Below are 13006 nucleotides of genomic sequence, written 5' to 3' on the forward strand. Positions count from 1 at the left end.
TTAATGGTAAGTGTGACTTTTTGTTCCATCAAATTGTTCCATCAAAAATATCTTTTTACACTAGTGTAAATATTTAGTTACTATACTTTGTATTTAAACTTAATTTTATAAACTCTTCGGGAAAACAATGAAATGAAACAAACTCTATTCATCGTAGGTGCACGCGGTGCAGGGAAGACGACAATAGGTAAGTTGTTGTCTGAAGCATTGTCGTATAAATTTATTGACACCGATGAGAGTGTTCAGGCTGTTAGTGAAATGACGATTGCCGAGCTTGTTCAACAACATGGCTGGGACTATTTCAGAAAATTGGAAAGCCAAACGTTGCAAGCGGTTAGCCAGAGTGAAAGTGTCATTTCAACAGGTGGGGGAATTGTATTGTCGATTGAGAATCGCCAATATATGCAACAAAATGGCATTGTGATTTATTTACAGGCACCCGCAGAAGTTTTGGGTAAACGGTTATTACTCAATCCGGAGAACTCACAGCGTCCTAGCCTAACAGGAAAGTCCATTATAGAAGAAATCGAAGAAATATTGGTTGAAAGAGAATCATTATATCAAGAGTGTGCTGATTTCATTGTCGATGCCAATCTTGCAACAGAAGATATTGTATCTTGTGTTAAATCTTATATTTTAAACCAGCAAAATAAGCTAATTTGATATATTAAGAACTTTTAAGTTTATTTTTTATTTAGCAGGGAAATCTTATATATCAGATTGCTTATACAAATTATAGTATCAGTCTATTGACTCACTTTAATTTTATTTAATTATATTTGAGATATGGATATGCTCTTAAATTTTATTCGATTACTTGTTCGTGTTCTCTTTAGGGTTACAGTTGAAGGGGATGATAAACAGCTAAAACACCCTAAATGTATTATTACTCCCAATCATATTTCGTTTCTGGATGGCCTGTTAATTGGGCTATTCTTGCCGGTAAAACCTGTATTCGCTATCTATTCTAATATTGCGAGCCGCAGCTTTCTCAAATTTATTAAACCCTATGCGGATGTTGTACCTCTAGATCCTACCAATCCAATGGCAGTCAGAACATTGGTTAAAGAAGTGGATAAAGGTCGCCCGATTGTGATTTTTCCCGAAGGAAGGATCACTGTGACCGGTTCCCTCATGAAAATTTATGACGGTGCCGCTTTTATTGCCGCGAAATCAGAAGCAAAAGTAGTCCCAATCCGAATTGATGGTGCAGAACAAACGGTTTTTGGACGGTTAAAAGGGATTATGAAGTTACATTGGTTCCCGAAAATCACCATCAAGATTTTACCTGCCGTTGATCTGCCAATGCCGGATGCACCTGATTCAACAACCCGCCGCCGTTTAGCAGGAGAACATCTCCATGCCATTATGATGGACGTGAGAATGCAGACACGTCCAAAGGAGACATTGTTTAGCGCTTACCTTACTGCGCAAAAACGCTTTGGCCGCTTTAAGCCCTGTATTGAGGATGTGAACTTTAAAGAAGATAGCTATCACTCATTATTGAAAAAAATATTGGGTGTCAGCCGAATTTTAGAGCGCTTTACACAAGAAGGTGAACGAATCGGTCTGCTGTTGCCGAATGCAACTGTGATGGCGGCTGCCATCTATGGAGCTTCGTTAAAAGGGCGAATACCGGCCCTTCTTAACTACACGGCAGGAAGCAACGGCATTAAGAATGCCATGCAGGCGGCAACCATCAAAACCATCGTAACATCCCGCCAATTTCTGGAAAAAGGACAATTAACCCATCTGCCAGAACAGGTGACAGAGGCTAATTGGGTTTATCTCGAAGATTTAAAAGATACGATCACTCGGGAAGATAAGCTTTGGATATTGTGGCATTTGATTTTCCCTTCCAAAGCTATTTTGGCCTCGCAAAAATCGGATGATGATGCATTGATCCTGTTTACGTCAGGATCAGAAGGTGCACCAAAAGGCGTTGTCCACAGCCATGTCAGCCTACTGGCGAACGTTGAGCAGATAAAAACGATTGCTGATTTTACTCCGCTGGACCGCTTTATGTCTTCTTTGCCACTATTTCATGCCTTTGGTCTGACAGTGGGTTTATTGACTCCGTTAATGACAGGCAGCCGCGTGTTTCTTTATCCAAGTCCGTTACATTATCGTGTTGTGCCTGAATTGGTCTATGACCGTAACTGTACCGTGCTGTTCGGAACGTCGACTTTCTTGGGCAATTATGCTCGTTTTGCTCATCCTTATGATTTTTCCCGTCTGCGCTATGTGGTTGCCGGAGCAGAAAAATTGTCAGAAAACACCAAACGTGTTTGGCAGGATAAATTTGGTATCCGTATTCTGGAAGGTTATGGGGTAACGGAATGTGCGCCTGTAGTGGCAATCAATGTGCCAATGGCGGCAAAAACGGGAACCGTTGGGCGGATTTTACCGGGTATGGAAGCTCGTTTTCTGCCAGTACAGGGTATTGAAGAAGGTGGCCGCTTACAGCTACGTGGGCCGAATATCATGAAGGGCTATCTGCGGGTTGAAGCACCTGATCGTCTGGAGCCGCCATCTGTAGAAGACGCAGAAGGGAACAATCAAATTGGCTGGTATGATACCGGAGATATTGTTTCTATTGATGAAGAGGGCTTCTGTACGATCAAAGGGCGTGTGAAGCGATTTGCCAAACTTGCGGGAGAAATGGTTTCTCTCGAAGTAGTGGAACAAATAGCTTCTCGCGTTTCTAATGATGCGCTGCATGCGGCTACAGCCAAGAGTGATCAAAGCAAAGGCGAAGCGCTGGTATTGTTCACAACAGATGCAAATCTAAATAGAAATGCAATGCTGGGAGTGGCTCGCGAAATGGGAATGCCTGAGTTGTCGGTTCCACGAAATATTCGTTATGTGAAGCAACTTCCTTTGCTTGGCAGTGGTAAACCGGATTTTGTCACATTGAGAAAAATGGCTGAACAGGAGTAGGGAAATGAATGGCACTATGGAGACACAACCGTTGTTAAATCGGGGAATGAAAGCGGTATTGGTGTCGCAATTTCTCTCTGCTTTTGCTGACAATGCGCTGTTCTTTACCATTTTAGCTCAATTGAAGGCGGAGTTTTATCCCGAATGGAGCTGGCCGGTCCTGCAAATTGTTTTTGTCCTGACTTATATTGCACTTGCCCCCTTTGTGGGACAAATTGCTGATCGTTTTTCAAAAGGGCGTGTCATGCTCTTTTCTAATGGCGTCAAATTGCTTGGAGCCATCAGCATTTGTATCGATATGAACCCTTTCCTGGGATATACCTTAGTGGGAATTGGGGCTGCTGCCTATTCTCCCGCTAAATACGGGATCTTGGGAGAATTAACTGATGGTGGGCGGTTGGTAAAAGCCAATGGCATGATGGAAGCTTCGACCATTGCAGCTATACTGATTGGTTCTGTCGCTGGTGGTTTCCTTTCTGATGTGAGTCTGGTATTGGCATTGGGACTTTGTGCTTTGTTGTATAGTGCAGCAGTCGTATCCAATTTCTATATACCTCATCTGGCTGCCGCTCGTGAAGGCAAGGGGTGGAATCCCAAAAAAATGCTGGTGGATTTCATAGCGGTTTGTGTTTCACTCTGGCGTAATCAGGAAACACGATTTTCGCTGGTGGGCACGAGTTTATTTTGGGGAGCAGGTATCACGCTGCGCTTCCTGTTGGTTGCATGGGTTCCTGTTGTTCTGGGGATTGATGGCAATACGACCCCAACATTGATGAATGCTGTAGTTGCTATTGGTATCATTGTTGGAGCAGGTTTGGCAGCGCGGTTTATTACATTGAAAACGGTTCGTCGCTGTATGCCAGCGGGGATCTTAATTGGATTCATGGTCATTCTTTTTGCTACTCAGCAATCAATCGTATTTTCCTACTTAATTCTGATTGTCCTCGGGGTGTTTGGTGGACTTTTTGTCGTTCCATTAAACGCATTGCTGCAAGAGCATGGAAAGCATGCGATGGGAGCAGGTAAAGCCGTTGCCGTGCAAAATCTTGGCGAAAACAGTGCCATGCTGGTAATGCTGGGGCTGTATTCAATTTCCGTCATGTTGGGAGCGCCGGTTGTTGCTGTCGGCATTAGTTTTGGTATTTTGCTTTCTTTGGCAATTGGGGGGCTATGGATTTGGGATCTGCTTCGGAAAAATTAATTTCTTATAGAATTGAAGGCCTGTTATGGATGAAAAAATCCTGAATCAGCTTAGTATTGAACTCGGAAAGAGATTAAAACAGAGAAAATTATCCGTGACCTGTGCAGAATCGTGCACAGGAGGCTGGATAGCCAAAGTGATCACAGATATTGCGGGAAGTTCGGTCTATTTTAATCGTAGTTTCGTGACTTACAGTAATGATGCTAAACATGAAATGCTGGGTATTTCACCAGAATCATTGGCACGATTTGGTGCGGTAAGTGAACAGGTTGTAAAAGAAATGGCCGCAGGGGCATTAATAGCCGCTAAAGCTGATGTGTCTGTTGCTGTCAGTGGCATTGCTGGGCCGGATGGTGGAAGTAAAGAAAAACCAACTGGTACAGTTTGGTTTGGATTTGCCTTTCATGTTGATGAAGACATACAGACAGTGACATATCGCCAGCATTTTTCAGGAGATCGCGATAGCGTGCGTCTACAAGCCGTCATTTTTTCTTTAAAAACCTTGTTGGAAGAAATCATAAAAAATTAGCTTGATGCTGTATGATTATACAGTATAATCATACAGCACTTGGTATCAGAAACAGTTTATCAGCAGTGGGGCAGCCCCTTCATTGCTTGCGAAGGAGTAAACATGGCTAACGATGAAAACAAACAGAAAGCACTAGCAGCAGCGCTGGGCCAAATTGAGAAACAATTTGGTAAAGGTTCCATCATGCGTTTGGGTGAAAATCGCTCAATGGATGTTGAAACAATCTCTACCGGTTCCCTGTCATTGGATATCGCATTGGGTGCAGGTGGTTTGCCAATGGGCCGTATTGTTGAAATATATGGACCAGAATCTTCCGGTAAGACAACACTGACATTGCAAGTAATTGCTGCTGCCCAGCGCGAAGGCAGAACTTGTGCTTTTATTGATGCCGAACATGCCCTTGATCCGGTTTATGCGAAGAAACTGGGTGTAGATATTGATAATCTGTTGTGTTCTCAGCCTGATACTGGTGAACAGGCACTAGAAATCTGTGATGCTTTATCACGTTCTGGTGCTGTTGATGTCATTATTGTTGACTCTGTTGCAGCATTAACACCAAAAGCAGAAATTGAAGGCGAAATCGGCGACTCTCACATGGGGCTGGCTGCACGTATGATGAGTCAGGCTATGCGTAAGCTGGCGGGGAATTTGAAAAACTCGAACACCCTGCTGATCTTCATCAACCAGATTCGCATGAAAATTGGCGTGATGTTTGGTAACCCTGAAACGACCACTGGTGGTAATGCGCTGAAGTTCTACGCATCTGTCCGTTTGGATATTCGTCGTACTGGCTCGGTAAAAAATGGCGACGAAGTTGTTGGTAGCGAAACACGTGTGAAAGTAGTCAAGAACAAGGTTGCTGCACCATTTAAACAGGCCGAATTCCAAATTCTTTATGGTGAAGGCATTAACACTTTTGGTGAACTGATCGATCTGGGTGTTAAACACAAAATGGTAGAAAAAGCAGGTGCATGGTATAGCTACAATGGCGATAAAATTGGGCAAGGTAAAGCCAATGCCACGACCTACCTGAAAGAGCACCCAGAAACTGCGTCTGAGCTGGATAAGAAACTACGTGATTTGTTGTTGAACAATACAGGCGGCTTTAATAGCGCCGCTGCGGATTACGTGGCAGACTTTGAAGACAACGGCGAAGAAGTGAATAACGAAGAGTTTTAATTACTTTTCATTCACTTTCCATATTCAGTTGCAATACAAAGCCAAATCGGCTTTTAAAAACCACATTCATATCGGGTGTGGTTTTTGTTTTTATGAGAGAAATAAACATCCTTGAAATAAGCGTATCGAAACAGGTGTAACGAACAGACTTTCAGAAAATCCCTAGACGAATTACAATGCTGAAAAGCGAATGGATTTATATGGGATTTTACTTCTTATGGAAGACACTCTATCTTAACCCTATTTTAATTTATTCGTGAGTTGAAATGGTGATGCAATATACCACATCAACCATTCATAAATCTGTATTTTCAGCTTGATTTCGGGACAATTATGAGCAAAAGCACCGCTGAGATCCGTCAAGCGTTTCTTGACTTTTTTCATACTAAAGGGCACCAGATAGTACCAAGCAGTTCGTTGGTGCCAACCAATGATCCAACATTGTTGTTCACTAATGCAGGGATGAACCAGTTCAAAGATGTCTTTCTTGGATTGGATAATAGACCTTATTCTAGAGCAACAACGGCTCAGCGCTGTGTTCGTGCTGGCGGTAAGCATAACGATTTAGAAAATGTGGGCTATACGGCCCGTCACCACACTTTCTTTGAAATGCTGGGTAACTTTAGTTTCGGCGATTATTTTAAGCAAGATGCAATTAAATACGCATGGGAGTTGCTGACCAGCGAAGAGTGGTTTAATCTGCCAAAAGAAAAACTGTGGGTTACTGTCTATGCGACCGATGAAGAAGCTTATGACATTTGGCATAAAGAAGTTGGCGTTCCGGCAGAAAAAATCATTCGTATAGGCGATAACAAAGGTGCTCCATATGCGTCAGATAATTTCTGGCAAATGGGAGATACTGGGCCATGTGGCCCTTGTACGGAAATTTTTTACGACCACGGTGAGCATATTTGGGGAGGCCCTCCAGGCAGCCCAGAAGAAGATGGTGATCGATATATTGAAATTTGGAACACCGTTTTCATGCAATTCAATCGCCATGCTGATGGCACGATGGAACCATTGCCAAAACCCTCTGTTGATACTGGTATGGGTTTGGAACGTATCACCGCAGTTTTGCAACACGTTAACTCAAACTATGAGATTGACTTATTCCAAAATCTGATTACTTCAGTTGCAGAAGTAACAGGAGCAACGGATCTTACCAATAAATCTTTGCGTGTTATTGCGGATCATATCCGTGCATGTGCATTCTTGATTTGTGATGGTGTTATTCCATCCAATGAAAACCGCGGATACGTACTTCGTCGTATAATTCGCCGTGCTGTTCGCCATGGCAACATGCTGGGAGCGAAAGATGTCTTCTTCTATAAATTGGTTGCTCCACTGATCAAAATCATGGGCGCGGCTGGTGATGAGTTGAAACAGCAGCAAGCCTTGGTTGAGCAGGTATTGAAAACAGAAGAAGAACAGTTTGCTCGTACTTTGGAACGTGGCTTGCAACTTCTGGATGAAGAATTGGCCAAATTATCGGGTTCCATTCTTGATGGTGAAACCGTTTTCCGTTTGTATGATACTTATGGCTTCCCTGTTGATTTAACTGCTGATGTTTGTCGCGAACGTAATATCAAAGTTGATGAAGCAGGTTTTGATGCAGCGATGGAAAACCAGCGTCGCCGTGCTCGTGAATCCAGTGGCTTTGGTACAGATTACAATGAATTGATTAAAGTTGATGGACGCAGTGATTTCTGTGGCTATGAACATAATTCCCAGCAAGCTGTAGTTATCGCTATTTTTCGCAATGGTCAAGCTGTTGAGCAAATTCATGCTGGTGAAGAAGCAATTGTTATTCTTGATAAAACGGCTTTTTATGCTGAATCTGGTGGACAGATTGGTGATACTGGGAAATTGTCGAATGACAATAGTGTGTTTGAAGTCCTCGATACACAAAAGTATGCTCAGGCAATTGGACACATTGGCAAATTGACAAACGGTAATTTGAGCGTTAATCATACAATTAATGCTGAAATTAATGTGGTACGTAGAGATGCGATCCGTTTGAACCACTCAGCGACTCATTTGTTACATTCGGCATTACGTCAAATTTTGGGAGGACACGTTGCCCAGAAAGGTTCTTTGGTAAATGATAAGTACCTGCGCTTTGACTTCTCTCACTTTGAGGCCATGAAGCCAGAACAGATCCGTCAAGTCGAAAACTTGGTGAATGAAGAAATTCGCAAAAATTCACCAATTGTTACAGAATTGATGGAGCTGGAAGAAGCAAAAGCCAATGGTGCCATGGCACTGTTTGGCGAAAAGTATGACGAAAAGGTGCGTGTTCTTAGCATGGGCGGCTTTTCTACCGAACTATGCGGTGGTACTCATGCGAGTCGCACAGGCGATATTGGGTTGTTCCGTATATCTAGTGAATCAGGTACAGCAGCAGGAATTCGCCGCATTGAAGCCATTACGGGGCAAACTGCGTTAAACTCTATCTATCAGCAGGCTGATTTACTGCAAGACATTGCTCATCTGGTGAAAGGTGATATCAGTAGCCTGAATGAGAAAGTGAAAACGACACTGGACAGAACAAAGCAATTGGAAAAAGAGTTGCAACAGTTGAAATCTCAGCATGCAGCTCAGGAAAGCTCTTCTTTGGCTAATCAAACCAAGGAAATCCAAGGTGTTCGTCTACTGGTAACACAGTTAGGTGATATAGAGCCGAAAGTGCTCAGAACGATGGTTGATGATCTAAAAAATCAATTGGGATCAGCAATTATTGTGCTTTCTACAGTGACTGGTGATAAAGTCAGCCTAATTGTTGGTATAACGAAGGATTTGACTGCTAGAATAAAAGCAGGAGATTTAATCTCTTTTGTTGCCCAACAAGTTGGAGGTAAAGGAGGAGGGCGCCCTGATCTGGCTCAGGCTGGCGGGACTGATGTAGCAGCTCTTCCTTCCGCATTAGCTAGTGTAGAAGAGTGGGTAACATTGCGGTTATAGTTGGTATTGCCGTGAAGCTGCGGCACCATGAAAGCTTTTTTTATGGTGCCGAATGTTTTTTGTTGTGAAATTGTTGAAATGTTGGGCACATACTTATATTTTAGCTATCCTATAGATATAGGATATGTGTTCAAAACTGCTTATACTTTAAGTAGATATCATTGCTTTACGTTTTCACGGTGTTTGATGGATAATAGCGGGGAAACCTAGAGACCCGACTCTTTTAAATTTTCAAGGAGCAAAGAATGCTTATTCTGACTCGTCGAGTTGGTGAAACACTCATGATAGGCGATGAGGTAACAGTCACAGTACTGGGAGTTAAAGGCAACCAAGTTCGCATTGGTGTAAATGCGCCCAAGGAAGTTTCTGTTCACCGTGAAGAAATTTATCAACGGATTCAGGCAGAGAAATCTCAGCCTACAACTTTTTAATTCAAGAATGGCGTCCATGCTTTTTAATACTTGGGCGCTACTCTGCTTTTTTCTTTCCGCTTTCTCTTTCTTTTTTACTTCCCTGTTCTGTAAATCTATTGCATTTCTCTTTTTTTGATACCTTGATTCTATTCTCTCACGTCTTTTTATTTTCTATCTGTTGAAAAGGCATCGTTCATGAGGCCATAGTGTTGAATAATCATTTTCATAAACTTTATGGTTTTTAGATGATTTCACTGTTGATAAAACAGTCTCTTAGATGCTAAACCAAGCATTTTGCATGTTAAACGCGCAAAAGAAAAAAAGTTGCGAAAAATTGTTTGACTTATCAGGCAGGGAAAGTATTATGTGCGCCATCGCAGCGACGAAGAGCTTGAAGAAAAGCTTCTGAGTAAGTTTCAGAGGTAAAGGTTCTAAAATTTAAGAAGTGAAAACTTCTAAATCGCAAGTTTTAAAGCGTGAATATATAGTTTACGATTTTAAAGCAAAAGGTGAGGTGGCCGAGAGGCTGAAGGCGCTCCCCTGCTAAGGGAGTATGTGGTTAAGAGCTGCATCGAGGGTTCGAATCCCTCCCTCACCGCCATTTAAACGATGCATCCATAGCTCAGCTGGATAGAGTACTCGGCTACGAACCGAGCGGTCGGAGGTTCGAATCCTCCTGGATGCACCATATTCAACACTGTGATTACATCATAATGTTTGAATTCTGGAAATCGGTTGATAGCCAGAAATAGAAGATAGACAACGCATCCATAGCTCAGCTGGATAGAGTACTCGGCTACGAACCGAGCGGTCGGAGGTTCGAATCCTCCTGGATGCACCATATTCAACACTATGATTACATCATAATGTTTAAATTCTGGAAATCAGACGATAACCAGAAATAGAAAATAGACAACGCATCCATAGCTCAGCTGGATAGAGTACTCGGCTACGAACCGAGCGGTCGGAGGTTCGAATCCTCCTGGATGCACCAGCTTAAACCCCTGCCTTATCAAGGCAGGGGTTTTTCTTTTTTTATTCCCGCTTAAGCATAATATTTGCTTTATTATTTTTGTTTGCAATTTAATCAGTAGTGTGTTGCTACCTCTATGTAATCAGCGACAACTTGGCTTCTTTCATATAAAGTAAACTTTTAGTAATAATCTTTTTAAACTCCACGGGAGGACAAATTGATCCCGGACGTATCAAAAGCATTGTCATGGTTAGAGGCAAACCCTACCATATTAAATGGTATTTGCCGTGGCATTGAACGTGAAACTTTGCGTGTTACTCCAGACGGTCATTTAGCTAAGACAGAGCATCCAAAATCACTTGGTGCTTCTTTAACGCATAAATGGATTACAACTGATTTTGCTGAATCTCTATTGGAGTTTATTACCCCTGTTGATAGCAACATAGATAGAACCATCTCTTTCCTTAAAGATTTGCATACTTATACAGCCCGGCATCTGGATAATGAAAAAATGTGGCCTTTAAGCATGCCATGTTTTATTGATGAAGAAGAGAATATCACTCTGGCTCAATATGGTACGTCCAACGTGGGCCGCTTTAAGACCCTGTATCGTGAAGGATTAAAGAATCGTTATGGCGCGTTGATGCAAACTATCTCTGGTGTGCATTATAACTTTTCTCTACCAATGAGTTTCTGGCAGGCATGGTTAGGTATTAAAGACGCTGAAACGGGAAAAGAGCAGATTTCAGATGGCTACTTCCGTTTGATTCGCAATTATTACCGCTTTGGATGGGTGATTCCTTATTTATTTGGTGCGTCACCTGCAATTTGTCCTTCGTTCTTACGCGGACGAAATTCAACACTGTCTTTTGAGGAAACAGGAAAAGGGACTTGTTACCTGCCTTACGCGACTTCTTTGAGGATGAGTGATTTAGGATATACCAATAAATCGCAAAGCGATCTGAATATTACGTTTAATCATCTCCATACATATGTAGAAGGACTTAAAAAAGCCATTCATAAACCATCAGAAGACTTTGCAGCAATAGGTATTAAAAAAGAAGATAAATACCTACAGCTCAATACTAATGTCCTTCAAATTGAAAATGAGTTGTATGCACCGATACGCCCAAAACGAGTCACGAAAGAAGGGGAATCACCTTCAGATGCCTTGTTGAGAGGTGGCATAGAGTATATTGAAGTGCGTTCTTTGGATATTAACCCTTTTTCTCCCATTGGGGTTGATGAAACTCAAATTCGTTTTCTTGACTTATTCTTGATATGGTGTGTTCTGGCTGAAGCTCCTGAAATGGGGAGTGAGGAGCTTGAATGTTGCCGTGGAAATTGGAATAAAGTTATTTTAGAAGGACGTAAGCCTGGATTATCTATTGGTCTTGGTTATGGGATTGAACAACAGCCGCTTAAGACTGTGGGACAGGAATTATTCAGGGATTTAGAGCGGGTAGCAGAAGTCTTGGACACCTGTTCAGGAACTCAATATCAATCAGTCTGTAAAGAACTGGTGAACATGTTTGAAGATCCATCACTAACGTTTTCCGCGCGTGTCTTAGATAAGATGAAATCTCAGGGGATAGCGGGTTTTGGATTAGAACTAGCAAACCAGTATCACAACGAATTGATTGAAGAACATTATTCGATTTTGAATGATGAAAATTTTTCGATTGAACGTGAGACTTCTGTAGCACGCCAACATGACCTTGAGCAGCAAGATAAAATGAGTTTTGAAGAGTACTTAAAACTTCATGCTGGGCGTTAAAAAAGAAAATGGCCACCAGTAGTGGCCGAATAAAATATCTTAGAGAATAGGGATGATAACAATTTTGCGCGTCTTCATATCTTATGACCAGCCGCAAATGAAAAGGTTTCATTTATCTGAAAGAATTTTCGTAAAAAATCTGATGCCTTAGGAGGTAGAGTAATGCCTTTATTGGATAGTTTTACAGTTGACCATACTCGCATGGCTGCACCTGCTGTTAGGGTAGCTAAAACAATGACAACACCACATGGTGATACCATTACGGTATTTGATCTACGCTTTTGTGTTCCCAACAAAGCAGTGATGCCAGAAAGAGGTATTCACACACTTGAGCATTTGTTTGCGGGTTTTATGCGTAATCATTTGAATGGTGATGGTGTTGAAATTATTGATATTTCGCCAATGGGATGTCGTACTGGTTTTTATATGAGCTTGATTGGTGCACCAGAAGAATTGAGAGTGGCTGAAGCTTGGAAAGCTGCTATGGCTGATGTGCTAAAAGTTCAAGATCAGAATCAGATCCCAGAATTAAATATTTATCAGTGTGGTACGTATGAGATGCACTCATTAAAAGAAGCTCAAGATATCGCTCAGAGCATTCTTGATGCTGATGTTCGCGTCAATCAGAACGATGAGTTAGCATTGCCAGAAGAAAAACTCGTAGAGCTACAGGTATAGACTGCCTGTAAGCGAGGAGCTGAATTATGTATTAATGATACGCTTGATTCTCGCTATCTATTCTATTTTGGTTGTAAATTTTTTTGTTAGTCGACCAAAATTAGCTGATATTTTTTGGGCTGGCTTGTTTTGCTGGCCCTTTATGTATTAATGTTTGGTTAATGTCTTTTTTTAATAGTTACCATAAGGAACTGGTTGGGATTATTCGTTTATTTTCATGAAATAAATAAAGTTTTTTTATGAATACTGGTATTCAAAACACCCTGACATTTGTTGTTTTTTTGCTATCACCTTTATGAAGTGGGTGCGAGTGATTTTGATAAAAACAATATTTTATCTTTGGCATGAACTCAGA

Annotated in this window: 9 protein-coding genes and 4 tRNA genes; all 13 read left to right on the forward strand. The window is 41.7% G+C overall.

Features of this window, described 5'->3' with window-relative positions:
- The first annotated feature begins 132 nt into the window (after positions 1–132).
- The 13 genes from aroL (at position 133) to luxS (ending at position 12651) form a co-directional block, all read left to right on the forward strand.
- Positions 133–663, forward strand: coding sequence for a shikimate kinase AroL (aroL, locus tag PSI14_RS12600; RefSeq protein WP_273576225.1), 531 nt, complete (start codon positions 133–135; stop codon positions 661–663).
- 129 nt (positions 664–792) lie between these two features.
- Complete coding sequence (gene aas / locus PSI14_RS12605; protein WP_273576226.1) at positions 793–2940, forward strand: bifunctional acyl-ACP--phospholipid O-acyltransferase/long-chain-fatty-acid--ACP ligase; 2148 nt, start codon at positions 793–795, stop codon at positions 2938–2940.
- 4 nt (positions 2941–2944) lie between these two features.
- Positions 2945–4141 (forward strand): lysophospholipid transporter LplT, encoded by a 1197-nt coding sequence (lplT, locus tag PSI14_RS12610; RefSeq protein ID WP_273576227.1) that lies wholly within the window; start codon positions 2945–2947, stop codon positions 4139–4141.
- Positions 4142–4166: 25 nt separating this feature from the next.
- Entirely contained in the window at positions 4167–4670 is a 504-nt protein-coding gene (gene pncC / locus PSI14_RS12615; RefSeq protein WP_273576228.1) for a nicotinamide-nucleotide amidase, read from the forward strand.
- 102 nt (positions 4671–4772) lie between these two features.
- Positions 4773–5849, forward strand: a complete 1077-nt coding sequence (recA, locus tag PSI14_RS12620; protein WP_273576229.1) for a recombinase RecA — start codon at positions 4773–4775, stop codon at positions 5847–5849.
- A 333-nt stretch (positions 5850–6182) separates the two neighbouring features.
- Positions 6183–8810, forward strand: coding sequence for an alanine--tRNA ligase (gene alaS / locus PSI14_RS12625; RefSeq protein ID WP_273576230.1), 2628 nt, complete (start codon positions 6183–6185; stop codon positions 8808–8810).
- A gap of 245 nt (positions 8811–9055) precedes the next feature.
- Positions 9056–9241 carry a carbon storage regulator CsrA gene (csrA, locus tag PSI14_RS12630; protein ID WP_010845367.1) on the forward strand — a complete coding sequence of 62 codons (186 nt, stop codon included), beginning with the start codon at positions 9056–9058 and terminating at the stop codon, positions 9239–9241.
- Positions 9242–9731: 490 nt separating this feature from the next.
- Positions 9732–9824: transfer RNA gene (locus PSI14_RS12635), tRNA-Ser, on the forward strand.
- A gap of 10 nt (positions 9825–9834) precedes the next feature.
- Positions 9835–9911, forward strand: a tRNA-Arg gene (locus PSI14_RS12640).
- 76 nt (positions 9912–9987) lie between these two features.
- Positions 9988–10064, forward strand: a tRNA-Arg gene (locus PSI14_RS12645).
- A 76-nt stretch (positions 10065–10140) separates the two neighbouring features.
- A tRNA-Arg gene (locus PSI14_RS12650) sits at positions 10141–10217 on the forward strand.
- A gap of 196 nt (positions 10218–10413) precedes the next feature.
- The gene (gene gshA, locus PSI14_RS12655) at positions 10414–11973 is read left to right on the forward strand and encodes a glutamate--cysteine ligase (protein ID WP_273576231.1); all 1560 of its coding nucleotides are present in this window, start codon (positions 10414–10416) and stop codon (positions 11971–11973) included.
- Positions 11974–12135: 162 nt separating this feature from the next.
- Complete coding sequence (luxS, locus tag PSI14_RS12660; protein ID WP_273576232.1) at positions 12136–12651, forward strand: S-ribosylhomocysteine lyase; 516 nt, start codon at positions 12136–12138, stop codon at positions 12649–12651.
- Positions 12652–13006: the final 355 nt, after the last annotated feature.

Source organism: Xenorhabdus anantnagensis (assembly GCF_028598555.1).
GTDB lineage: Bacteria > Pseudomonadota > Gammaproteobacteria > Enterobacterales > Enterobacteriaceae > Xenorhabdus > Xenorhabdus anantnagensis.

What these genes read in the sequence shown, in the direction of transcription:
- aroL (WP_273576225.1), top strand. Translation starts at nt 133, where the DNA reads ATGAAACAAACTCTATTCATCGTAGGTGCACGCGGTGCAGGGAAGACG.
- aas (WP_273576226.1), top strand. Translation starts at nt 793, where the DNA reads ATGCTCTTAAATTTTATTCGATTACTTGTTCGTGTTCTCTTTAGGGTT.
- lplT (WP_273576227.1), top strand. Translation starts at nt 2,945, where the DNA reads ATGAATGGCACTATGGAGACACAACCGTTGTTAAATCGGGGAATGAAA.
- pncC (WP_273576228.1), top strand. Translation starts at nt 4,167, where the DNA reads ATGGATGAAAAAATCCTGAATCAGCTTAGTATTGAACTCGGAAAGAGA.
- recA (WP_273576229.1), top strand. Translation starts at nt 4,773, where the DNA reads ATGGCTAACGATGAAAACAAACAGAAAGCACTAGCAGCAGCGCTGGGC.
- alaS (WP_273576230.1), top strand. Translation starts at nt 6,183, where the DNA reads ATGAGCAAAAGCACCGCTGAGATCCGTCAAGCGTTTCTTGACTTTTTT.
- csrA (WP_010845367.1), top strand. Translation starts at nt 9,056, where the DNA reads ATGCTTATTCTGACTCGTCGAGTTGGTGAAACACTCATGATAGGCGAT.
- luxS (WP_273576232.1), top strand. Translation starts at nt 12,136, where the DNA reads ATGCCTTTATTGGATAGTTTTACAGTTGACCATACTCGCATGGCTGCA.